This is a genomic window from Deltaproteobacteria bacterium, from assembly GCA_028818775.1.
GTDB lineage: Bacteria > Desulfobacterota > Binatia > UBA9968 > JAJDTQ01 > JAJDTQ01.
On sequence record JAPPNE010000090.1, the window covers coordinates 13,623 to 37,335 of the forward strand.

At 65.1% G+C, this 23,713-nt stretch carries 19 protein-coding genes and 1 CRISPR repeat array; of the genes, 10 read left to right on the plus strand and 9 right to left on the minus strand.

Features of this window, described 5'->3' with window-relative positions:
- Positions 1-6: 6 nt before the first annotated feature.
- A CRISPR array of direct repeats spans positions 7-1,743; the repeat unit is 29 nt; unit sequence GGTTCCCCCGCACGCGCGGGGATAGACCC.
- A 272-nt stretch (positions 1,744-2,015) separates the two neighbouring features.
- Together OXU42_11155 and OXU42_11160 are read left to right on the plus strand one after the other, a co-directional pair.
- Complete coding sequence (locus tag OXU42_11155; protein MDE0029943.1) at positions 2,016-2,666, plus strand: ribonuclease H-like domain-containing protein; 651 nt, start codon at positions 2,016-2,018, stop codon at positions 2,664-2,666.
- 311 nt (positions 2,667-2,977) lie between these two features.
- On the plus strand, positions 2,978-3,718 hold the full coding sequence (locus tag OXU42_11160; GenBank protein MDE0029944.1) for a hypothetical protein: 741 nt from the start codon (positions 2,978-2,980) through the stop codon (positions 3,716-3,718).
- Positions 3,719-3,806: 88 nt separating this feature from the next.
- Here OXU42_11160 and OXU42_11165 read toward each other — a convergent pair whose 3' ends face one another.
- Complete coding sequence (locus OXU42_11165) at positions 3,807-5,264, minus strand: catalase (GenBank protein ID MDE0029945.1); 1,458 nt, start codon at positions 5,262-5,264, stop codon at positions 3,807-3,809.
- 107 nt (positions 5,265-5,371) lie between these two features.
- On the opposite strand from OXU42_11165, the gene OXU42_11170 reads away from it, so the two are divergent.
- Together OXU42_11170 and OXU42_11175 are read left to right on the plus strand one after the other, a co-directional pair.
- Positions 5,372-6,259 (plus strand): LysR substrate-binding domain-containing protein, encoded by an 888-nt coding sequence (locus OXU42_11170; protein MDE0029946.1) that lies wholly within the window; start codon positions 5,372-5,374, stop codon positions 6,257-6,259.
- Between the two features lie 40 nt (positions 6,260-6,299).
- On the plus strand, positions 6,300-7,580 hold the full coding sequence (locus OXU42_11175; protein ID MDE0029947.1) for an MFS transporter: 1,281 nt from the start codon (positions 6,300-6,302) through the stop codon (positions 7,578-7,580).
- Positions 7,581-7,598: 18 nt separating this feature from the next.
- Here OXU42_11175 and OXU42_11180 read toward each other — a convergent pair whose 3' ends face one another.
- Positions 7,599-7,979 (minus strand): type II toxin-antitoxin system VapC family toxin, encoded by a 381-nt coding sequence (locus OXU42_11180; GenBank protein MDE0029948.1) that lies wholly within the window; start codon positions 7,977-7,979, stop codon positions 7,599-7,601.
- Positions 7,980-8,210: a prevent-host-death protein gene (locus OXU42_11185; GenBank protein ID MDE0029949.1), complete on the minus strand. Its 231-nt coding sequence runs from the start codon at positions 8,208-8,210 to the stop codon at positions 7,980-7,982. It lies immediately after the preceding gene.
- A gap of 174 nt (positions 8,211-8,384) precedes the next feature.
- On the opposite strand from OXU42_11185, the gene OXU42_11190 reads away from it, so the two are divergent.
- Positions 8,385-10,844, plus strand: coding sequence for a heavy metal translocating P-type ATPase (locus tag OXU42_11190; protein MDE0029950.1), 2,460 nt, complete (start codon positions 8,385-8,387; stop codon positions 10,842-10,844).
- Positions 10,845-10,897: 53 nt separating this feature from the next.
- On the opposite strand, the gene OXU42_11195 is transcribed toward OXU42_11190, so the two are convergent.
- The gene (locus OXU42_11195) at positions 10,898-12,052 is read right to left on the minus strand and encodes an AAA family ATPase (GenBank protein ID MDE0029951.1); all 1,155 of its coding nucleotides are present in this window, start codon (positions 12,050-12,052) and stop codon (positions 10,898-10,900) included.
- A gap of 132 nt (positions 12,053-12,184) precedes the next feature.
- Entirely contained in the window at positions 12,185-13,498 is a 1,314-nt protein-coding gene (locus OXU42_11200; GenBank protein MDE0029952.1) for a hypothetical protein, read from the minus strand.
- A gap of 186 nt (positions 13,499-13,684) precedes the next feature.
- Here OXU42_11200 and OXU42_11205 point away from each other — a divergent pair, with 186 nt between their 5' ends.
- A complete protein-coding gene (locus tag OXU42_11205) occupies positions 13,685-14,656 on the plus strand; it encodes an ABC transporter substrate-binding protein (GenBank protein ID MDE0029953.1) in 972 nt (323 codons plus the stop codon).
- Here OXU42_11205 and OXU42_11210 read toward each other — a convergent pair.
- The 3 genes from OXU42_11210 to OXU42_11220 all read right to left on the minus strand — a co-directional run bounded on the left by OXU42_11210 (position 14,608) and on the right by OXU42_11220 (position 17,476).
- On the minus strand, positions 14,608-15,132 hold the full coding sequence (locus OXU42_11210; protein ID MDE0029954.1) for an MOSC domain-containing protein: 525 nt from the start codon (positions 15,130-15,132) through the stop codon (positions 14,608-14,610). The two genes, OXU42_11205 and OXU42_11210, sit on opposite strands and share 49 nt — an antisense overlap.
- A 143-nt stretch (positions 15,133-15,275) precedes the next feature.
- The gene (locus OXU42_11215) at positions 15,276-16,385 is read right to left on the minus strand and encodes an alpha/beta hydrolase (GenBank protein MDE0029955.1); all 1,110 of its coding nucleotides are present in this window, start codon (positions 16,383-16,385) and stop codon (positions 15,276-15,278) included.
- A gap of 104 nt (positions 16,386-16,489) precedes the next feature.
- Positions 16,490-17,476, minus strand: a complete 987-nt coding sequence (locus OXU42_11220; GenBank protein MDE0029956.1) for an amidohydrolase family protein — start codon at positions 17,474-17,476, stop codon at positions 16,490-16,492.
- A 171-nt stretch (positions 17,477-17,647) separates the two neighbouring features.
- Between OXU42_11220 and OXU42_11225 the strand changes: the two genes are divergently transcribed.
- Entirely contained in the window at positions 17,648-18,508 is an 861-nt protein-coding gene (locus OXU42_11225; protein ID MDE0029957.1) for an aldolase/citrate lyase family protein, read from the plus strand.
- 232 nt (positions 18,509-18,740) lie between these two features.
- Entirely contained in the window at positions 18,741-19,370 is a 630-nt protein-coding gene (locus OXU42_11230; GenBank protein ID MDE0029958.1) for a nitroreductase family protein, read from the plus strand.
- 75 nt (positions 19,371-19,445) lie between these two features.
- Here OXU42_11230 and OXU42_11235 read toward each other — a convergent pair whose 3' ends face one another.
- Complete coding sequence (locus OXU42_11235) at positions 19,446-20,465, minus strand: amidohydrolase family protein (protein ID MDE0029959.1); 1,020 nt, start codon at positions 20,463-20,465, stop codon at positions 19,446-19,448.
- 1,119 nt (positions 20,466-21,584) lie between these two features.
- Between OXU42_11235 and OXU42_11240 the strand changes: the two genes are divergently transcribed.
- Together OXU42_11240 and OXU42_11245 are read left to right on the plus strand one after the other, a co-directional pair.
- Entirely contained in the window at positions 21,585-22,565 is a 981-nt protein-coding gene (locus OXU42_11240; protein ID MDE0029960.1) for a hypothetical protein, read from the plus strand.
- A gap of 76 nt (positions 22,566-22,641) precedes the next feature.
- The coding region (locus tag OXU42_11245) for an amidohydrolase family protein (protein MDE0029961.1) at positions 22,642-23,713 on the plus strand (1,072 nt) is incomplete at its 3' end.

The following is a 23,713-nucleotide window of genomic DNA, read 5'->3' on the forward strand; positions in this document are numbered from 1 at the left end:
CCTCCGGGTTCCCCCGCACGCGCGGGGATAGACCCTCCGGAGTTCGTTGGCTCCATGAGAGGAATCTGGTTCCCCCGCACGCGCGGGGATAGACCCCGGCCACTGCCCTGCAACTCCGCCGCCTCCAGGGTTCCCCCGCACGCGCGGGGATAGACCCATGAAACGGTACAAGCTGACCCGCAAGGTCACGGTTCCCCCGCACGCGCGGGGATAGACCCAACGCCACCACGTGAGCTTCGCCCCCTCCGTCGGTTCCCCCGCACGCGCGGGGATAGACCCGTGGCAGGCTGGCAGGCTGGCGAATCCGCCCTGGTTCCCCCGCACGCGCGGGGATAGACCCGAGAGCCTGCACCCGACAACGCACCCCGACCCGGTTCCCCCGCACGCGCGGGGATAGACCCTCCAGCGCGAGGCGTTTTCCGGGAACGGGGTCGGTTCCCCCGCACGCGCGGGGATAGACCCGAACTGCCCCAGGGCGAGACGGTGATCTCGAAGGTTCCCCCGCACGCGCGGGGATAGACCCGTCAAACAGCTCCTATCGAAGACCTGGGAGAAGGTTCCCCCGCACGCGCGGGGATAGACCCCATGGGTTACTACAGGAATCGAGGGGGCCGACGGTTCCCCCGCACGCGCGGGGATAGACCCCTACCGGGCCGTGCTCAGTCACCACCCGGAAGGGTTCCCCCGCACGCGCGGGGATAGACCCGAGCTGCTCAGGCGAGCCTGGGCTGCTAGTTCGGTTCCCCCGCACGCGCGGGGATAGACCCTCGCCAATCACTCCCAGCGATACAAGACCTACGGTTCCCCCGCACGCGCGGGGATAGACCCTCTACGCCCTGGGGACCATCTCCGGGATGGCCGGTTCCCCCGCACGCGCGGGGATAGACCCCGCCATTGTCACCGACCGACTACGCGACGCAAGGTTCCCCCGCACGCGCGGGGATAGACCCAGGTCATCGGTACACTTGCCGCCGGCCTTCTCGGTTCCCCCGCACGCGCGGGGATAGACCCACGGTGAGCTTTCGCGCCCACGGGGCCGACGAGGTTCCCCCGCACGCGCGGGGATAGACCCGCCCTCCTCGAGGCCGACGTGCCCCAGATGGGGGTTCCCCCGCACGCGCGGGGATAGACCCACGCCCAACCCTTCGGGGCCGTCGTTCAGGGTGGTTCCCCCGCACGCGCGGGGATAGACCCCGAGCTAGCTGGATCGAGATCGATTCCGCCCAGGTTCCCCCGCACGCGCGGGGATAGACCCTGAATACCGCGACGGTCTGAACGGGAAGGGGCGGTTCCCCCGCACGCGCGGGGATAGACCCACCACCCTCTGCTCCGGACTGATCCTCTACGAGGTTCCCCCGCACGCGCGGGGATAGACCCGCGACTACTTCGGCAGACGGTACTCCGAACTGGGTTCCCCCGCACGCGCGGGGATAGACCCTACCGGAAGAACGGTAGATAGCCTTACCTGGGGGTTCCCCCGCACGCGCGGGGATAGACCCCCGAGGCGGTGGTTGAACGCCCGAAGATCGTCGGTTCCCCCGCACGCGCGGGGATAGACCCGCCGATCAGCTCATCGGTACCCTGCAGAGGGTGGTTCCCCCGCACGCGCGGGGATAGACCCGAGAGCATGGAGCGCGGGACGATCATGGAGGCGGTTCCCCCGCAGGCGCGGGGATAGACCCCGGCGCTTCATCGCGAGCGGCCTCTACTTGCCGGTTTCCCCGCAGGCGCGGGGATAGACCCGGGAGCGGGTGTCAATGGCAATCGAAAATGTCCCACTCTTGAGGGGGTCGGTCGGGCACAGACGAACTCCAGTTGATGCCGATCATGCGTGAGGGGCTAGCCCCGGCCGCCACCCCCCGCCGGGCCTTCACGCCCAATCGGAATCCGCCGAAGAGCGTCGGGTTCATGCCGACGCCTATTTCAAAGTGTGCAGTTTCGATTGCCATTGACAAGCAGATCTTGTGATGTAGCCCGCAACAGACAAGATGGGGCGAACAGGAGGTCTCGTTGAGATGAAGACCACAGGCGCACGGCGGACCTCGGGCCGACCCACTCACTTGCGGAAGCTGCGCGCCCAACTGGCGGAGTGCTCGCGACACCCTGAGCAGGTTCTTTTCCTGGATGTCGAGACCACGGGTCTAGACCCCTCCCGCCATGAAATCACCGTTATCGGATGGACCTTCGGTGGGCGTGCCAGGACCATCGTCAATGGGACGGCTCCGGACCTGTTTCGTGAAGATTTGGAGCACGCGAGGTTTTTGGTCACGTTCAACGGCGGTCGATTCGATACAAGGTTCGTCGCCCGGTACGTACCCGGCATCGCGTTTCCGAGGGTTCACATCGATTTGTTGAATCTTTGCCGGAGGGTCGGATTGTCGGGTGGGCAAAAAGCCATCGAAAAAGCTCTTCAGATCGATATGCGTGAAGGTGTAACCGAAGTCAGCGGCCTGACAGCCGTGGCGCTGTGGAATCAATATCTTCAAGGTGACCAAGAAGCGTTGCGGCGCCTGATCCTGTACAATCGCTCCGACATCGCCGCCATGGGCGCTATACTTGATGAAGTCATCCGAAGAATGGATACTTGGTTTGGGTCGTCGATGACCGAGGTTCGTTTCAGAGATTGGTCGGCGCCCCCGGGCTGGTGCAGGCTGCCGAACCCGTGACTCCTCGCTGGCATGTGCGGCGGTCTTACCCTGATGTCTTCGAGCTATGGAACTCAGCTTGAAATTGTCCCTCGCCGAGCACTTGAACGAGTTGGAAAGGAAGGGGTTGCTGAAACGTCCAGTTGCTCCGCTGCCGGCCGACTTTTGGGATTGGCCGCGCCCTGTGGATTCCGAAGCCGCGGTCCGGGCTGCGGTGACCGTCGAACGGGAAGAGGGATGGTGAGGTTACGCCCTGCAAGCCGGCCGCGTGTCAAAGGAAACCGAATCGTGGACGTTACCGAACGTATTCCGATTGCGGGAGGTTTCTTGAATTGACCAAGACTGCCTTCCTGACCGCTGCGGCCATGCTGTGCACCCTCCTGCTGGTCAGCACCGCCGACGCCCAGACCGTGGACCAGGCACGCGCTCTGCACGCGGAAGGCCGTTTCGTCGAGGCGGCCGAGCTGGGCGCGGCGCTCAAGACCTCCGAAGGCTATGCGCTGGCGGCGCAGGCGTTGGCCATGCAAGGCTACGTCTTCGCCGGGGACGAGGATAAGCAGGGGCTGTTTCAGCGGGCCGTAGAGTTGGCGGATGAGGCGGTGCGGCTCGATCCGGCCAATCCCGAGGCGCATATTCAACTGGCCCATGCGCGCGGTCGCTACGCCCAGACCGTCGGGTTCCTGCAGGCGGTGGCCGGAGGATACGCGACCAAGGTGCGGGAATCGGTGGAGGAGGCGCTGCGGCTCGACCCGGACAAGGCGGCGGGCCATCTGAGTCTGGCCACCTGGCACGCGGAGATTGTTCACGCAGCCGGGGGCATGGCCAGGTTCCTGTACGGTGCGACCGAGAAGAAGGCGCGCGGCCACTATGCGCGCGCCCTGGAGTTGATGCCGGATGCCAAGGTGGTGTGCGTCGAATACGCCTACGGGCTGCTGCTGCTGGACGAGGAAGGGAACCGGGATGAGGCGCGGCGGCTATTGGAGCGCGCCGTCAGGAAACCCTCCAAGGACGCCGTGGACCGGTTCTATCACAAACTTGCGGTGGCCCGGCTGGCGGCTCTGAACGGCGGGTAGCCGGTCTTTCCGTCGAAGAAGGGGCGGGTATCCAACCCGCCCCTCGCCACTCACGCCATGCTCACGGCCGGTGGCCGTTGCACCCCCCTCACGCCGCGTCGGGGCACTCCAGCGCGTTGCGCACGCCCTCCGCGTAGGCCGGGTCGGCCTTGGCGAAGTGCGCGAGCTGCTTCTCGATGATCTGCCGCGGGACGCCCTGCATGGCTCCGGCGATGTTGCCGAACAGGCGCTGCTTCTTACCGTCGTCGAACAGCCGGAAGAGGTTTCCCGCCTGGGTGTAGTCGTCGTTGCCTTCCCTGTGGTCGTAGCGGGAGGCGTCGCCCGAGATCTTGAGCGGCGGCTCGGCGTAGCTCTCGTCCTGCATCGGGCCGCCGAAGCTGTTGGGTTCGTAGTACGCGTCGACGTTGCCGTGCCGCGGCTCGAAGAAGCGCATGGGGCCGTCCTTGTGGTAGTGGTGCACGGGGCACCGCGGCGCGTTCACCGGCAGTGCCTCGTAGTGGGTGCCCAGGCGGTAGCGGTGCGCGTCGGCGTAGGCGAAGATGCGCGCCTGCAGCACCTTGTCCGGCGAGAAGCCGATGCCCGGCACGATGTTCGAGGGGGAGAAGGCGGCCTGCTCCACCTCCGCGAAGTAGTTCTCCGGGTTGCGGTTGAGCTCCATCACGCCCACGTCGATCAGCGGATAGTCCCCATGGGGCCAGACCTTGGTCAGGTCGAAGGGGTTGTATGGCGTCTTTTCCGCATCCAGTTCGGGCATGATCTGCACCTTGAGATCCCACTTGGGGAACTCGTCCCGCTCGATGGCGCCGAACAGCGCCTCCTGGTAGGACTCGCGGGTCCGGCCGATGACCTCGGCGCTCTCCGCGTTGGTGTAGTGCCGGTGCCCCTGCCGGGTCTTGAAGTGGAACTTGACCCAGAAGCGCTCGTTGTCGCCGTTGATGAGGCTGAAGGTGTGCGAGCCGTAGCCGTTCATGTACATGGGCGCCGTGGGGCAGCCGCGGTCCGACATCAGGATGGTGATCTGGTGCAGCGACTCCGGCGACTGCGACCAGAAGTCCCACATGGCCACCGGGCTCCGCAGGTTCGTCTTGGGATGCCGCTTCTGCGTGCGGATGAAGTCCGGGAACTTGTAAGGGTCGCGGATGAAGAACACCGGCGTGTTGTTCCCCACCAGGTCCCAGTTGCCTTCCTCGGTATAGAACTTCACCGCGAACCCGCGTACGTCGCGCTCGGCGTCCGCCGCCCCGAGTTCGCCGGCCACGGTGGAGAAGCGCACCAGCACGTCGCACTTGGCACCGGGCTGGAGCACACGGGCGCGGGTGTAGCGGGAGATGTCGTGGTTGACCGTGAACGTCCCATAGGCGCCCCAGCCCTTGGCGTGCACGACCCGCTCGGGGATGCGCTCGCGGTTCTGGTGGGCCAGCTTCTCGATGAGGTGGTAGTCCTGGAGCAGGATCGGGCCGCGCTCGCCGGCGGTGAGGGCGTTCTGGTTGTCGGCCACGGGGGCGCCCGCGCTGGTGGTCATGACAGGGCATTGTTTACGGGACATGGGAATCTCCTTTCGTCTGAATCAACCGCTGTTATGACTCCAGTATAGTGGAAAAGTTCGAGAAATAAATTTGATAATTGTTGGGTTTGTGATAACTGGAATTTATTGTGGATTTCACGCTGCGCCAGCTTGAATACTTCGTCGCCGTGGCCGAGCGCCTGAGTTTTCGGGCCGCGGCCGAGGCGTGCTTCGTGACCCAGCCGGGTCTGAGCGTGCAGCTCAAGGAGCTGGAGGGCATGCTGGACGTGCAGCTATTCGAGCGCAGCCGCCGCAAGGTCCTGCTCACGCCGGAGGGGGAGAGGCTGTTGCCGCTGGCCCGGAGCATCCTGACCCGGGCCGGCGAACTGGTGGATACCGCCCGTAGCCTTACGCGCCCGTTGTCCGCCACGCTACGGCTGGGGGTCATCCCCACCGTGGCCCCCTACCTGCTGCCCAAGGCGTTGCCGGCCATCCGCCGGCGGCATCCCGATCTGCGCATCCTGCTGCACGAGGACTTCACCCACCGGCTGCTGGCGCTGCTGGGAGAGGGGAAGCTGGACCTGTTGCTGCTGGCCCTGGAGGCGGACCTGGGCGACGTCGCCACCCTGCCGCTGGCGCCGGACCCCTTCGTGGCGGCGGTGCCCGCCGGCCACCGGTTCGCCGCGCGCAAGCGCCTCGCCCAGGCCGATCTCGCCGGCGAGCAGGTCCTGCTCCTGGACGACGGCCACTGCCTGCGCGACCAGGCCCTGGAGGTCTGCCGCAGCGGCGGCGCGGGCGAAGTGGGCGACTTCCGCGCCGGCAGCCTGAACACGCTGGTGCAGATGGTGGCGGGCGGCATCGGCATCACCCTGCTGCCCCGGCTCGCCGTGGACGTGGAATGCCGCCCGCCCTCACCCGTCGTCATCCGCCCGTTCCGCAAGCCCGAGCCCACTCGCACCCTCGGCCTCGCTTGGCGCCCGAGCTCGCCCCGGGAGCGCGAGTTCCGGCTGCTGGGGGAGTTGCTGGCGCCGAGATAGTCTCTAGGTTATTTCTGCACCGCGAGCTTGGGAGAGTTCCATGACAGAGCAAGAAAGCGCCGACGTCAGCCCCCGCACTAGGCGGCTGTCGATGGCCTGCGTCACTTACGTGTCTTATCTGCTGTCGAGCGGTATCCAGAACGCCTTCGGAGTATTTTACGTTACCTTGTTGGAAACCTTTCGCTGGAGCCCAGCCGCGCTCGGCGGCGTGAATTCGTTGCGGTACCTTGTGCAGGCGGTTGCATCTCCGGTGGTGGGACATCTGTTGGATCGATATGGCCCCAGGAGGGTCGTTGGCGGCGGCTGTATTCTCTTGACCACTGCGCTTTTATTGCTGAGTCAGATCAGCAGTCTGTGGCAATTCTACTTGGTTTTCGGTGTTCTTGCGGCGGCGAGCTTTAGTTGTATGGGAAGGGTGCCTACTGTTGTTCTGATCTCTGGGTGGTTCCCATCACGGAGGGGCACGGCGATAGGTGCCATTAATTCGGCTACAGGGGTGGGGATCGTGTTGGTCGTTCCTCTCGCCCAATGGCTTGTGACCGAATGGGGTTGGGGGACCGGGTTGCAGATTCTTGCAGGGTCGGGAGCTGTTTTGGTTCTTCCGCTCATATGGCTGTTCTACGGCTCGGACGGCGGCGATGGCGCTTCAAGAGCAACGAGCCGCGTGAATTCGAAAGGCGATGTCGATTGGACGGCTGGATTGGCTTTTCGAAGTACCCGGTTTTGGCTGATATTCGTATCCAGAATAACCGCGGTAAGCGGTACGACGGTAATTGTGACGTATCAGATTGCCCACGTTGTAGACGTGGGGTTCGGTCCCTTATTCGCGGCGACAATATTTGGGCTGATGGGACTAACGAGCACGGGCGGGCGAATGTTTTTCGGTTTCATCGCGGATATCTCGTCAAGACGTTCGGCATACACGATAAACACATTAACGAGCTTGGTTGGGATTGGAGCGTTGATAGCGACTCGAAACCCATCGGATGGTACGCTGTTGTACATTTACGTCGCCCTGTTCGGCATTGGACTGGGGTCACGTGCGGTCATATCCTCGGCGTTGTCGGCCGATATTTTCTCTGGCAACAAGTTTGGCTCCGTGTTCGGGTATCTGTCCGCCGGGACGGCGGTTGGGGGCGCTTTGGGCTCGTGGCAGGGAGGAGTTCTGTATGGTGTGACGGGGTCGTATGTAAGTTCCTTCTGGATTGCCGCCGTGACCCTTGGCTTGTCCGACGTTTGCATCCGGATCGCCTCGTCGACGTGGGCGAGTTCTCGGGACGAACGGCTATTGCGAAACGAGGACGAGGCTTGGCGTCGGTAGCTGTTGGTGGCTACGGGTTTACCAGATCGTGTGCGAATAGAATGAGCGAATGGCGGCATCGGAGGTGACGAGTGGGCAGGCATGCAGACTGGCGGTGGCGACGATGGTGCGGTCGGCAGGGTCACGGTGTTCCCAGTCAAGCTCAAGGTTCTTGATCCAGGTGCGGACATCCACGGGACGAATATCGACGCGGTCGATTCGTTCAAGCCCTTCGGTGAACTCCTGGATGGACACAGGGATGAAGAGCCGTTGTTTCATGACCTTCAGGCCGATCTCCCAAATGGAAATGGAGCTCAGAAGGATTCGATCGGCGTCGGCGATAGCCCAGGACGCGGCCCGAGACAGCCGCTCTTTGTCCAGGGTCCAGAAGATCAGGGCCGAAGTGTCCAGTACAATCATTTACAACTCAGGCCATTCGTCCGTGGTGGGCGTGTTGATGTCCTCGTAGTAGATGACCTTGCCCTGAAGAGTGCCGAACACTTCCTCCACGGACCGCTTTCGGGCGATGGGCTGAATGCGCAAGACGGGACGATTGTGGTCGGTGACGATCAGTTCTTCGCCACTTTCTTCGATCTCGCGAAAGACGCGAAGCATATTGGCCTTGAGCTTGCTTTTCGAGATGGAAGGCATGGTTACGTCTCCAATTATGAACAGGGTCGTGACTCTAGTCATAATTCTCAGATCGCTCTGTCTTTGTCAATTCTGAATTCGTAGGCTTGCGGTCTGTTCAGCCCAGGCCGCTTCGCGCGTGAAGGTGTGCTATCATGCCGGAATCATCCTCCTCCGTCACGCCGGGGTAGTTGAATGCACGCACCCACCGATACGTCCACGAACGCCATCACCAGAGATCCCGTCTGCGGGATGGAGGTATCCTTCTCGGCGGGGAAGCCTTCGCTGGAGCATCTGGGGCAGCAGTACCATTTCTGCTGCGAGGGGTGCCTGAAGAAGTTCTCGGCGGCGCCCGATGACTACATCGAGGCCAAGGATCCGGTCTGCGGCATGACGGTCCAGCGCGCCACCGCGCGGTATATGGTCCGGCACGACGGGGAACGGTTCTACTTCTGCTCCGGGCACTGTCAGGCTCGCTTCGAGGCCTCGCCGGAGGAGTTCCTCGGTCCTCGCTCCGAACCGGAGCCGGCGCCGGAGGGCGTCAAGTACACGTGCCCGATGGACCCGGAGATCATACGGGATGAGCCGGGGGACTGCCCCATCTGCGGCATGGCCCTCGAACCCATGATGCCGTCCGTGGATGCCGGTCCCAACCCGGAGCTGGCCGACTTCAAGCGGCGCCTGTGGATCGGCGCGCCGCTCGGTTTCGCCACCCTCGTGCTGGAGATGGGCGGGCATCTCGGGCTGCCCATGGCGGAATGGCTCGGGCCGCTCCTGCACGTCTGGCTCCAGTTCCTGCTGGCGACCCCGGTGGTGGTGTGGGTGGCGCTGCCGTTCTTCAAGCGCGGCTGGGCTTCGGTGGTGAACCGCAGTCCCAACATGTGGACGCTGATCGCCCTCGGCGCCGGTGCGTCCTACCTCTTCAGCGTGGCCGCGGTGCTGGCGCCGGCGCTTTTCCCGGAATCGGTGCGCGGGCCGCACGGGCTGCCGCCGGTCTACTTCGAGGCCGCGGCGATCATTCTCATCCTGGTGCTGGTGGGCCAGATATTCGAGCTGTCGGCGCGCGAGCGCACCGGAGGCGCGATCCGGGCGCTGCTCGACCTCGCGCCCAAGACCGCGCGGCGGGTGACCGACGACGGGGACGAGGACGTACCTCTCGAAGCGGTGAAGGCCGGCGACCGGCTGCTGGTGCGGCCGGGGGAGAGCGTCCCGGTGGACGGTGTCGTCCTCGACGGTCACTCGGCGGTGGACGAGCGGCTGCTCACGGGCGAGCCGATCCCGGTGGAGAAGGCGGCGGGTGACCCGGTGACCGGCGGCACCATCAACCAGTCGGGCTCGTTTACCATGCGCGCCGAGGGGGTCGGCGCCGAAACGGTGCTGGCGCGGATCGTCGACATGGTGGCCGCGGCGCAGCGCAGCCGCGCGCCGGTCCAGGCCCTGGTGGACCGGGTCGCGAGCTGGTTCGTGCCCGCGGTGGTGGTGGTGTCGCTGATTTCGTTGGTCGTGTGGCTGGCCGTCGGTCCCGCACCCGCCCTCGCCAACGCCGTGGTGGCGGCCGTGAGCGTCCTCGTCATCGCCTGCCCGTGTGCCCTCGGGCTCGCCACGCCCATGTCGATCATGGTGGCCACCGGGCGCGGCGCGCAGGCGGGCGTGCTGGTGCGGGACGCCGCCGCGTTGGAGAGCCTCGCCAGGGTGGATATGCTGATCGTCGACAAGACCGGCACCCTGACCGAAGGGAAGCCCGAGCTGACCGATGTGGTCGCCACGGACGGCGGTATGGATGAGGGGGAGGTGCTGTCGTTGGCGGCCTCTCTCGAACGCGGCTCGGAGCACCCGCTGGCCGAGGCGATCCTCGCCGGCGCGCGGGCGAGGGGCGCCGCGCTCCACGAGACCACCGACTTCGAGGCCGTCCCCGGCAAGGGGGTCCGCGGCCGGGTCGCGGACCGCGCGGTGGCCCTCGGCAACCTGGCGCTGATGCGCGAGCTGGACGCCGACCTGGGCGCCGTCGAGGGCGCCGCCGGGCGGCTGCAGGAGGCGGGCAAGACCGTGATGTTCGTGGCCGTGGACGGGAAACCCCAGGGTCTGGTGGCGGCGGCCGACCAGGTCAAGCCCACCACCCGCGAGGCCATCGGCAGGCTCCGCCGCGCGGGCCTCCGGATCATGATGTTGACCGGAGACAGCCCGCGGACGGCACGGGCGGTGGCGGCCGGCCTCGAGATCGACGATTGGCGGGCGGAAGCGACCCCGGAGGACAAGCGGGACATCGTCGCCGAGTTGAAGGCCGAAGGCCGTCACGTCGCCATGGCCGGTGACGGCATCAACGACGCGCCCGCGCTCGCCCTGGCCGATACCGGCATCGCCATGGGGACCGGCGCCGACGTGGCCATCAAGAGCGCTGGAGTCACGCTGATGCGCGGCGACCTGAACGGCATCGTTCGCGCCCGCCTGCTGGGACGCGGGACCCTGAGCAACATCCGGCAGAACCTGTTCTTCGCCTTCGTCTACAACGCGGTGGGCGTGACCATCGCGGCCGGCGTCTTCTACCCCATGTTCGGCGTGCTGCTGTCACCCATGGTCGCCGCCGCCGCCATGAGCCTGTCGTCGGTGTCGGTGGTGGGAAATGCGCTACGGCTGAGGCGGGTGCGGCTCGGGTGAAGGGCCGGAGCAGCCGCGCGCCTGCGTCCATCGCCTTCGTCGTCAAACTCGATTCAGAAGACCAGCAGACCTCGATCCGGCACGATACCGCGCAGGAATTCCTGCAGCGGCAGACACCAGATGCCGTCGATGCGCAAGCGTTCGCGCCCGCGATAGAGCACCGCAGCCTCTGCCTCGGGGTAGTCCTCACGAAACGCTCGCAGTCCCCGCAGGTCGCTGGAGTGCACTCTCGCGGCGTTCTTGACCTCGAACGCCTGGAGCCCCAACTCGCCGTAGACCACGAAATCCACCTCCGTCCCGCCGGGCGTGCGCCAGAACAACACGTCGGTCTCATACCTGGAATACGCCGCCCAGGCGCGCAGATGCTGCGCCACCAACCCTTCGAGCGCCTGGCCGTCGATTTCCTGCGGATGGTCCAGCGGCCCCTTGGGGCGAAGCGAGCGAAACACCCCGGCGTCGAACAGGTACATTTTCTCGTGGGCTACGGTGGCGCGCTTGGCGCGTCTGCGAAAGACCGGCAAACGGAAGGCCAGCAGCAGGTCCTCGAGAATGCCTACGTACGCGTTGACGACCTTACGTCCCACCTCGCATTCCCTGGCCACCGCCGAAACATTGAGTAGCCCGCCGTGGGAGAAAGTCACGGCTTCCAGGAACCGGGTGAAGTTGCCGACGTTCCGTGTCAGCCCTTCCGCCTGGACCTCTTGTTCGAGGTATAGGCTCGCGTAGGCGTCGAGGACATCCACCGGGTCGGGTGCAGCCAACGCCAGGGGCAATAGCCCGATTTGCAACGCGCGTCCGAGATCGAAATCGGACAGTTCCGCCGCCATGAAGGGGTGCAGGGTGCGGTGCAGGGCTCGCCCGCCCAAGAGGTCCACGCCCCCGCGTCGAAGCTTTCGCGCGCTGGATCCCGTCAGGACGAACCGGGGCGGCGAAGGCTCCTCCAGGAGCGCGTGGACGACGGTCAGCAGTTCCGGAGCCCGCTGAACCTCGTCGATGACCACGGTTGCTGTCCCGGGCGAACCGGCGAGCAATTCCCGCAGGCGTTCGGGACGGGCGCTCAGGCTGCGATGCAGGGCCGGTTCAAGCAGGTCCAGAAACAGGGCATCAGGGAGCCGGGCATGCAGCCACGTGGACTTGCCGGTGCCGCGGGGACCGAAGAGGAAGAAACTCTGGTCCGGGATATTGAAAAATCGACCTACAAATTCCATTTTCCGTCCAAAAATGGAAAGTCAATGTCCAATATTGCTTCATTTGGGACTCAAGATCAAGACGCAACGCCTATCGCAGCTCCGGCGCGTGAGAGTTCGGGCTGTTCGTTGTCGGCCGGGATTCTTGCGCCGTCACACCTCGTAGTACCCGTTCATGATCGCGTCGTGCCAGATCTTGGTGATCACCGGGCAGACGCCCAGCGGCAGGCCGTCCTCGGTGCGCCAATAGGAGTGGATGCCGGTGCCGATCTCGACCACGCGCACCTTGGGGGCCGGGTTCATGGCCGCGTACTCGGCCTTGACGATGTTGTTGTACTTCGGAGGCGTGTGGTCCCGGCTGAACTTGTTGATACCGTAGAGGAGCGGCGGGATCGGTTTGCCCGGCAGCGGCCGGCCGTAGCTCAGGTAGCGGTCGACGAGGGCCTGGGTCTCCTCGGCGTTCATCCTCATGCGCTTGGCCGTGACCTGGGCGGCTTCGGTGAGGCACGGGTGGCTGTCGCTGTGGAGCCAGTTCTCGGCCTTGAACTGGGGGAAGCGCTTGACCCGCTGCCACATCTCGAAGACCTCCTCCATCAGCCACGCCAGCCGGAACAGCGGCTTCTCGCCTTCCTGCATCGCCACCTCCGCGCCCGTGTAGCGCGCCAGTTCGCGCCAGGTGCGGATGAGGACGTGGTCGAAGGGCGTGGGCCAGTCGTGGCCGCTCATCTTGCGGAAGATGTACGCGAAGGGCGAGTTCTCGATGCCGATGAGCCCCTTGCCGTTCTCGATGCGCTGCAGCAGGGTGTGGCTGAAGGGGCCACCGGTGGAGTGGCCGTGGGTGAACACGGAATACTCGCCCACCGGCAGGTGCCGCCGGCAGATGTCCAGCATCCCTTCCTCGAAGGCCACCGGCCACGCCGCCATCCGGTAGTAGAAATTGCTGTCCTTCTTCGCCCTGGCGTACGACCGGGAGCCGTAGATCTCGCGCAGGGAAGCGTCGTTGATCACGTCGTACTCGTCCCTGCCGATGAACTCGCCGTCCAGCCAGATGGGCGTGCGTACGCTGCCGTCTTCGTGGAAGGTATCGTCGGGCCAGTCGCGGCTCGGGTCCGGCAGATAGAGGCGGCCGGGGTAGGTCATGCTGCACACCTTGTAGCCGCGTTTCCCGGCGAAGCACTGGGCCAGCCGCTCGATGGAGCGCCAGTCGCTGGCGCCGCCGTGGGTCATGAAGATGCCGAGCTTGTTGCCGTCGGGCCCGGTGGGGATCTTCGCCGGGTCCTCGGGCTCGTACACCACGCAGCCGATGTCCCAGTCCATGCCGTTGGCGTGGATGCGGAAGACGTCCTCGGTCTCGGTGTAGGGGATGTCGGGCTCCGCGAGGATCCCGTCGGAGATCTTGACCAGCTCCTCCTTGGAAAGACTGGCGGGCGGTTCCCAGGTATCGGCGGTCTGCAACGTCTTGGCCATGGCGATGTTCTCCCTTGCGCGTGATGGATGGTGTTCGGATGCGTGGACTCTACCACGCCTTGCGGCAGCGAACCACATGCCGTGAGGCCCGCGCCCCGCTTGCGGCAGTGCGTGCCGTTCGCGTATCACGACACGATGCAACCGCGACTGACTCTGTCCTGTGGGGAATATAGACGCACGCGTCCGTTGCTGGACGGACGTGTGACGGTGGCCGGCTACGACATCGAGGTCATCCCTGACCCGTTCCCGCCCACGGGAATCCTGGGCGACTACCAGTACCCGCGCACCCTGCGGATGCTGGACGAGAAGGCCTTCGACATCTGCGAGATGGGCATGGCGCCGCTGGTGACCGCACGGTCCCAGGGCGTTCCGCTGGTGGCCATTCCGGTGTTCCACTACCGCCGCTTCCGGCATCGCTACATCTTCTGCCGGGGTGCCGCCGGCATCGAGTCCCCCGCCGACCTCGCCGGCCGGCGCGTGGGCGTGCGCCGGCTCAACCTGAGCGCCGGCCTGTGGGCGCGGGCGCTCTTGCAGCACGATTACGGCATCGACCTGAAAGACATCACCTGGGTGGTGACCCTGGACGTGCCGTTGCGGGACGCCGTGCGCAACGACTTGAAGGTGGATGTGGTCCGTTCCGGCGAGAGCCTGGAGGAACTGTTGGTGCGGGGCGACATCGACGCCATGATCGAGGCATCCAGCCTGAGCCCGGAGGCGCGTGAGGCCGCCGGCGTGCGCCGTCTCCTGGGCGAGGACACGCGGCAACTCGAGGTGGACTACTACGCCCGCACCGGCTTCTTTCCCATCATGCACACCATCGCGCTGTGGCGGGAGGTGGCCGAGCAGCACGAAAGCCTGTGCCATGCGCTCTACGATGCTTTCGTCGAGGCCAGGGCAGCGGGCAACCGCGGCGGCGAGCCGCGGTCACGGTATGTCTTGGCGACGGAGGAAGAGGAGTGGTGGGAGTCCCTGACTCCGGGGCAGGCAGAGGTCTTGTGCGGCGGCCCCGGGCGTCCGCGTGATCCCTGGAGCTATTCCCTCGACGAGGACGGCAGGACCGTCGGAGCTTTCCTGGACTATGCCTACGAGCAGGGGCTCGCGCCGGAGCGCTACCCCGTGGCGGATCTCTTCGTCGTGCCCGGGAGATCAGGCGCATAGGCGCTGTCGGGCTCCCACTCCACTACGTCGCCCACGCGGATCGTGCCGCCGTTGAGCACCTGGGCGCGCAAGCCGCCCCGGTGGACGAGGCCCTGGAGCACGTTCTTGCCGGTGAGCATCACGAGGTTGGCGCACGGCTCGCACACGCGCAGCCCGCGCATCCGCACCTCGCCCACCGTGAACTCTCGCCCTTGCAGCAGGTGGTTCAGCGGAACGCCGCGGGTGGTGATGTTGCGGCGGCTGTCCTTGAGGTCCAGGGTGACGCCGTAGTCCCGCTCCATGGCCTCGATGGCCTCCGCCTCGATGAGCGTCACCTCGCGGTCCGGACCGGGGTTGTGCGAGTAGCTCCCGATCTGGTTGCAGTAGCGGTCTCCTTCGAGCCCCTTGCCTTCCACCGCCAGGACCTCCTGGAGGCTTTCCATGTCGCCCTTGGCGTCCTTCGCGATCTGTATCGACACGACCGATCCCTTGGCCATGAATCTCTCCTTGCGGCGCCGGTGCCGCGCCAGGGTCAAACCTTGTACTGTGTCATCTCGGAAGAAACTTTAAGTTTTCCAAAGGCTTACTTGGCCTCTCCAAACCGCGCGTTCAAGGCCTCCATGAACTTGTCAGCCATCGCCTACAGCCGGTCCTGCATCCAGTCCAGCATGAACGGCACGTTGTGTCCCCAGTAGTCGTGGCTGCAGTGGATGGCGCCGCCGCTCTTGACGTCTTCGTAGATCTTGAGGGTCTTGTCTTCGCTGCCGATCTCGTCGTACAGGCGCTTGGCGCCCTCCACGCGCATGAGCCGGTCGGCGGCGCCGTGGGTGATGAGGGTGGGGCAGGTGATGTTCTGCGCGACGCCCTCCATGGTGAAGTCCTTGAGGCGTTCGCGCGCCTCCGCGTCGCTCACGCCGCCCAGCAGCCGCTGCACCACCGGCTGGAGGTGGTCGCAGAAGTCGTAGAGGTCGTCCAGCACGCTGTAGCAGCCGCTCCAGCCCACCAGCGCCTTGATGCGCGAGTCGAAGGCGGCAAGCCGGGGCGCGTAGTAGCCGGCCATGCTGATGCCGATGAGGCCTATGCGGTCGGCGTCCACCTCGGGCCGCGACACGAGATAGTCGATGCAGGCCTTGGCGGGCACCTCGTAGTCGGGCCGCGTGGTGATGCCCTTGACGTACATGGACGAGCCCCGTCCGGGGGTGTCCACCAGCAGCAGTGCCCAGCCGTACTCCAGCACCTGCCGGCCACTGAAGAAGATCTCCTCGGCGAAGGCGTCGGCGCCGCCGATGAGGAAGACCGCGGGCCACTTGCCCGGCGCCGGGTACTTGGGATGGCAGAAGTAACCGTCGTACTCCTCGTCGCCGCAGCGCACGGTGATGACCTCCACGGGCGGCTTGTGCAGCGCCGCGGCGGCGCGGAAGTTCGCCTGGGACATCTTGAAGCGCTCGGCCCTGACGTCGTTCTCGGCGATGGTGAGGAGCGTGTCGGACATGCGGTAATATTGGTTGGCGTGGAAGAAGAACTGCATGGCGGTGTGTTCGTGCCCCTTGGACAGGGCCTCCCTGGCCATGTCCTCGGTCCGCCGGGCCATGTCGAGCCAGGCCCGCTCCCAGCCCTCCTTGTCGCCGGGCTCAAGGTCGCGGCACAGCCGCGCGATGTCGAAGACGTCGCCGCCGCCCTGCTGGGATTCCGCCACGAGCCGGAGCGTGTGCGTGCCCATGACGTGGTTGGGAAAGAGAAAATCGATCATGATGTCTCCGTTGGTCCGCCGGCCCGAGAGCCGTCGGGTCGGTTTTCAATGGTCCGCCCGGGTCCGGAGCGCGGTTGCTGCCGGGCAGGGCCGGTCTGTTTCGCCTAGGACAGGCCGTACAGCCGCTTGGCGTTGCCCTCGGTGATGTTGTAGCGGTCCTCGTCGCTCAGGCCGGGGACGGCCTCGAAGATCGGAACCACCTCCTCGAAGTTGCGGCCCGTCTGCGGGTCGATGGCGTTCACCGCGCCGAACATCTCGGTGGCGAAGAGCACGCGGTCCGATCCGACCCGCTTGATCAGCAGCTCCATGCCCTCGGTGTCGTAGATGGCCATGTCCCAGTAGACCCGGCGCGCGGCTTCCTCGAAGGGCTCCAGACCCTCCATGACGTGCATGCCCCGGTGGCGGTTCCACTGGTAAGGGACGGCGCCGCCGCCGTGGGGGATGACGAGCTTGAGGTTCGGGAAGTCCTGGAACACGCGCGAGCTGAGCAGCTCCACCGCGCCGTTGTGGTGCTGGCCGATGTAGTAGGAGCTGGTCAAGTGCATGGCCGGGTGCAGCGACGCGCTGGCGTGGATGGTGCCCGGGATGTCGAGCGCCACCATCTTCTCCCAGAGGGGGTACCACCACTCGTCCGCCAGGGACGGGGTCAGGGGCTCCCGGCCGCCGCCCACGTCGGGGTTGATGTTGCAGGCGATGAAGCCCCGCTCCCGGACGCAGCGGTCCAGCTCCTCCACCCAGTTTCTGGGGCTGACGCCGGGCGACTGCGGAAGCTGGCACACGGGCGAGACCCGGTCCGGCCACAGCTTGGCGATGCGCGCGATGAGGTCGTTGCACGCCTCGCTCCAGTAGCGGCTGATCAGCTCCGACCCGAAATGGTGCCCCATGGCCGAGGCCTGCGGCGAGAACAGCAGCCGGTCGATGCCGGTGTCGTCCATGCGCTTGAACTGGCCGCGCATGGACTGTTCCAGCTCTTCGTCGCCGATGTTGAGCTTCGCGGGCCGCGGCCGCGCCTGGCTGACGATCTGCCGTGCACGAAAGGACTGAAGCTTCGCGGGCGCCGTGGTGTAGTGTGCGTGGGCGTCGATGATCAAGAGTGTTGCCCTCCAACAAGTCTCCGTGCAGTTCCGGGTTCTACCCCGACCGCACAGGACAACTACACTAGCAAAGCCCGGATGGACAGGCTATAGGCTTGGCAAGCTCAGATCCACTAACCGCTCGCCCTGAGCGTAGCGGAGCGAAGTCGAAGGGCCAAGGAGCACTGCATGGCGGAAATCCCGCGTCTCAACGGAGTCATCAAAGCGCTGGAGGAGGGCAAGACGGCCTTCGTGAGCTTTACGCCCAATGACGTCGAAAGCGCCATTGCCATGGCGGGGTCGAAGCTCGACGGCGTGGCCTTCGAGATGGAGCACGCGCCGCTGGACATTCCAGGGCTGCGTCACGCGCTCCAGTACATGCTCGACCGGCGCCAGGTGGTGGACCGCGGTACCCTGGCGCCGGCGGTGACGCCCATGGTGCGCATCCCGCCCAACGGCAACGAGATGAACCAGTGGCTGGCCAAGCAGGTGCTGGACATCGGCGTCTACGGCATCATCTTCCCCCACGTCAGCTCCGTGGAGGAGGCGCGCAACGCCGTGTCGGCGTGCCGTTACCCACGGCTTTCGTCCGAGCCGCTCTACGACCCGCCGGGCATCCGCGGCGACGCGCCCACCCGCGCCGCCCGCTACTGGGGGCTCGCGCAGCAGGAATACTACAAGCGCGCGGACGTGTGGCCGCTGGCGCCCGACGGCGAGATCCTGGTGGTGATCCAGTGCGAGGAGGTGCGCGCCATCGAGAACCTGCCGGCCATGCTCAAGGAAGTGCCGGGCATCGGCGTGGTGCTGATCGGCGAAGGGGACCTGAGCCAGGAGCTGGGCCATCCCCGCGACTACGACCACCCGGTCGTGGCCGACCACATCAACCGCATCCTCGAAATCTGCAAGGAGCACGACGTCCCCTGCGGCCACCCGCACCCCAGCGCCGACAACATCGAGCGGCTGGTGGAGGCAGGCTTCCGCTTCCTCATGCCCGGCGCGCCACGCTCCTTTGCGGTGCTCAACCGCGGCCGGGAGTTGACGGGGCGATAGGAGCCTCTTCCCGTCATTCCCGCCGAACCGTTCCCGTGGAACTGGCTGTGTCAATAAGGCGGTTCGGATTAGAAATGGCAACTACCCCCCTAACCGTCATTCCCGCGGAAGCGGGAATCCAGGAGGGGTGGGCGGGGAAACGCCGCTGTAGTGCCCCTCCCCGCCCCTGGATTCCCGCTTCCGCGGGAATGACGATTCGGTGTGGCGGGGCACCCAGGAAAGGACCGAAGCAATGGCGATGGTGAAGCTCGAACCCCCCGCGCGGCTCGACATGAGCCTCGGGGAAGCCATGTTCACGCAGCGGGCCATCCGCCGGCTCAAGCCGGAACCGGTGAGCGACGAGGACATCCGCATGTTGATGGACGCCGCGTCCAAAGCGCCCAGCTCGCGCAACGAGCAGAGAGTACGTTTCCTGGTGGTGCGGGACCGGGGGAAAATTCGGGAGTTCGCGGAGCTCTACCGCGAGGCATGGTGGGCGAAACGCCCTGCGGGTTGGAAGCCCGAAGACTCCCAGCCGGGAGACCTGCATCTATCGGCCATGCGGCTGGCGGACGACATGAAGGACGTGCCGACAGTGGTCCTGGCCATATCCACCGTGCCCGGACAGGCCACCTCGGTCCTCCCCGCGGCACAGAACCTCATGCTGGCCGCCCGTGCCTTGGGCATCGGATCGGTGCTCACCACCCTCCACCCCACCGTGACCGACCGGGTCCGCGCCCTCTTCAAGCTCCCGCCGGAAGCGGAAGTGCACTGCTGCATCCCTTTGGGCTATCCCAAGGGCCGGTTCGGCACCACCGCCCGCCGCCCCACCTCCGAGACCACCTACTACGAGGAGTGGGGCACCCCGCCGCCGTGGCAGTGAACTCTCCGAGGTCCTGTCGGAAAACGTAGAGGCGGCCGGCCGGCCGCTCCGATGAATCCACTGTCGCGCCGGCGGCTAAAGCCCGTACAGCGCCCGCGCGTTGTCTCCCAGGATCTTGTCGATGATGGCGCTGGGCACCGAGCCCTCGCTGCGGAGCATGCGCAGCGCCTCGATCTGGCTGGAGGTGTCGTTGTGGCCGTAGTCGGTGCCGATGACGAGGTTGTCCTCGCCCGAGTCCTTGAGGATTACCGGCAGGTCGTCGGTGGTCTGGCAGGCCACGTACATGCGGTTCTCGGCCATGAGGTTGTCGGGGATGGGGCGGCCCATCTTCTGGAAGCGGAGCCGCAGGTCGTTCAGGGCATAGGGCACCCACTGGGCGCTCACCTCGACGAAGCCCCAACGGATCTTGGGGAACAGCGCCGGAGTCCCTTCCATGAGCAGCGAGTGGAACGTCCCCACCACCGGCAGCTTGAAGCGCGAGAAGCCGGTCTCGCCCTCGTAGAGGTCGTGGATGGCGGTGCTGTTGGTGCCGGCGTGGACGCAGATGGGGAGGTCCAGGTCGGTGGCGATCTCGTAGAGCGGGAACAGGTCGGGATTGCTCAGGCGCTTCTCGTGCTCGACGCCGCGCATGAAGATGCCGCAGGCGCCGTTTTCCTTGGCGAACTCCAGCTCATCCCGTAGCGCGTCCATGGAGAGCAGGGGAGGCATGCACACCCACCGCAGCCGGCCCCGGCCCTTCTTCCAGATCTCGGCGAGCCATCGGTTGTAGCTCCTGCACATGGCCATCTCGGTGGCCCGGCTCTGGGTGCAGGGCCGCAGCATCAGCGTGGGGTAGAGCACCTGCACGTCCACCTCCAGCTCGTCCATGTGCTTGAGCCGGGCGTCCAGGTCGCGCATCTCGCGCTGGCCGGCGGAGGTGTTGGGGCCGATGTTGTTGTTCTTGGGGTGCAGCCGGTTGTCCACCACCCAGTACTCGGCGCCGCCGTCCTGCTTGACGGCGAAGGGTGCGTGTGCGCGTTCGGCCTCGGTCATGAACTCCCAGGTGAAGGGCGTTTCAACGACGTGGGCGTCGGCGTCAACGGTTTTCGGGGTCATGGCTTGCCTCCGTCCTGTCTCGTTGGGAAGGGCTTGAAACCCGTCCGGCAATGGCGCTACGCGGTCAACGGGCGGGTTTGAAACTTGGCCGTGTAGGGTTTTCCTACCGCCAGCCGCCCGTAACTAGCTGAAAACAAGGAAGTAAACCTCTCCCATTGAAAGCCCGGATGATTCGCTCACGAACAATCAATACATGGTCAACACGATGCCGAATCGAACAGAATATAGCACAAGCGACGGATGCCAGCTAAATAGGACGGTCACTTGGGCGTGGCATCGGGCCGCCGCTGCCATGCACGGGTTCCCCGCAATTTCTCCGCCTCGCTCCCTACGCAGTTTTCACACGGTCTGGGTTGATGGAATGGTCCGCTCGGCTTCATTCCGAACGCGTCGAAGAGCAGAATGACGGCGCACATTTCTGTCGACGAAGGAGCGATGCGACCCCGGTCCTTCCGACACCACGAAGCTAATTTCCAGATTCCGCGCCCTAGCCCATTCCGAACCCTGGCAATGAACTGCCGTCCATTCATCCCGCCATGGTGTCAGGCCTACACCCGCGACTGTCAAGGATAGCTGATGAACCCAAAGTAATTACGAGGCTCATCCAGTGTCTCCTCGGTGCCGCCGATGCCGACGCCGACCAAATAACGGCCTCGCGAGTCAGTCATAACCCGTTGATTGCCTGACAGGACGGCCGACACCGCCATCGTTCATTTGGAACCGTCTGCTGTCCAATAAGAACACAAAGCGTACATGCGGCCGGTACATGGCCTATCACGTCGCGAGCACAAGCGTTCGACGCGGAGCGTTCCGACTAGCCCGCGGCGACTTGGAGTTTCCCCATGCGGTGGAGGAATTCCTGGATGTTGAAAGGGTAAATCAACCGAGAGTGGGGTCATCATGTTGACACTACGCACGGTACTCATCGCACTGATCGTTGGGACCTTTCCGATGGCGGCGTATGCCAGTCCCAATGTCTTGCTTATCATCGCGGATGATATGGGGACGCGGGGAACCGGGTCCTCTGCCTCAGCCCGTATTCTTCCGGTAGTGGTGGAAACTGTGTTTCGAGTGGCCGGACGGACAGGCAGGATCGGACAACCTTGAGAGGGATGTCACATGATTGTCTTTTCCATCTGGAAATCTGTCGAAGCCGCGGCTTTCGCGCTCGCAATGACGATTGCTCTTTCCGGGGGTGTGCAAGCGCAGGATACACCCTCGTTCACGACGGGGCCGGCGAAGACCACCCATCCCGGCCTGTTCACGTGTCGCGGGGCTCGCGCGCGTGTCAGTCCCGTCGGTGTGATCAGGTCGGACGACGGCAGGTTGTGGGTCGTGCCCGCAGACACGCACTTTCAGACGGCAATGAAGGCCGCTGACCTCTACAACCAATGCAGCGGCGTCCGACTGCGTCAGCTTTCGGAACTCGATCTCAAGAAAATACCGGTGATCGACGCCGGTGGTGAGGAAACCTTCACGGCATATATTTTCGCCGATAACTATTTCGAGCTCTACGTCAACGGCAAGTTGCTCGGCGTTGACGCGATTCCCTTCACGCCGTTCAACTCCAGCGTGGTTCGTTTCAAGGCGAACCGGCCCTTCACGATCGCCGTGATGGGCGTCGACTGGGAAGAAAACCTGGGGCTTGGTTCAGAACGGAACAGGCGCGTCGCCTACCATCCGGGTGATGCCGGGTTTGTTGCAGTCATCAAGGACGAAAAGGGGCGTACGGTTGCGGCTACGGATAAATCCTGGCGCGCCCAGACGTTTTACACCGCGCCGCTCAACGATCGATCGTGCTTGAAGCTCGAAGGCCTGGTTCGCGACAGCTCCCAGTGCGCGACGGCCAGCGTTCAGGACGGAAGCGCGTTTTCCGCTGCCCATTGGCCGATGCCCAGCAACTGGTTTGCGCCCGGTTTCGACGACAGCGCCTGGCCGCTCGCCACCGTCTTTTCCAATGACACCGTCGGTGTCGACAACAAGCCCGCGTTCATGAACTTCCGCGACGTGTTCGACGACCCCGCAGCCGATGCACAGTTCATCTGGTCGTCCAATCTTGTCCTCGACAACCTGGTGCTGATGCGCGGGACGGTTGAATGATGAGGTGTCCAACATGGCGGCAATTGGTCAGAGTCTCCCCAACTGAATGGAGTAGTCTGCTTGAGCGAGGTACGATATGTCGCTGCGATATTTTCTCACCACGTTGACGGTTCTCGCGTGGGTCCTTGTTTCGGCGCCCGAGGCTATGGTGCAATCGGCGGACGTCATCATCTCGAACAGCAAGATATTGACCGTCGATCCAAGTTTTTCCGTCGCCCACAGTCTGGCCATCGATAACGGCCGGATCGTGGCCGTCGGTTCGGCTCAGGCGGTGGCCCGCCACAAAGGCCCTAACACCCGGATCATCGACTTGGGGGGCAGGACGGTGATCCCCGGCTTGATCGACAACCATTTCCACTTCATCCGCAGCGTCTGGAACTACCAGCGCGAAGTCCGCCTCGACGGGGTCACGAGTCGGGCCGAGGCCTTGGCGATGATTGCCGCGAAAGCGGCATCGGTGCCGAGGGGACAGTGGATCACCGTGCTCGGCGGCTGGTCGCCGGCCCAGTTCCGGGACGAGCCGGGCGGCTTCACGCTTGCCGAACTGGATGCGGCGGCGCCCGACAACCCCGTCTACATTCAGCAAAGCTACCGCACGGCTTATGCCAACAGCGTGGCGTTGAAGGCGGTGGGCCGGGACCCGGCCGAAGGCGCCCGGATGCTCGGGCGGCAAAGCTTCCGGCCTTTCGGGCGCTTCATCGGCTGGCGCAACAAGAGCTCGAGCAAGGAAGCGATACTCGCCTATATGGCCGCGCTGAATCGAGTGGGCCTGACCACGGTCTACGACATCGGACGGCCGAGCGAGGGCAAGCTGGCGCCGGTTGCAAGCTTGGCCGCCGCCGGGCCGATGCCGCTGCGGGTCTTCCACACGCTGCGCTACCGGGCCACCGATCCCCAAAGCACGGACGCTGCCCTGAAGCTCATAACCGGCGGCGCCGCGAGGCCGTTCAGCACGACGGATCAATTCGGCGTGATCGGGCTGGGCGAGCACATATACGGGCCGATGCACGACCGGGCCAACCGCCGGGCTCCCTGGGAAGAAGCTGTCTGGGGTCCCGTACGCACCATTTCGCACGCCGCCGCCAAGCATGGCTGGCCGATCCACGAACACACCATGAGCGGGCCTACCATTTCCCAGTTCATCGACC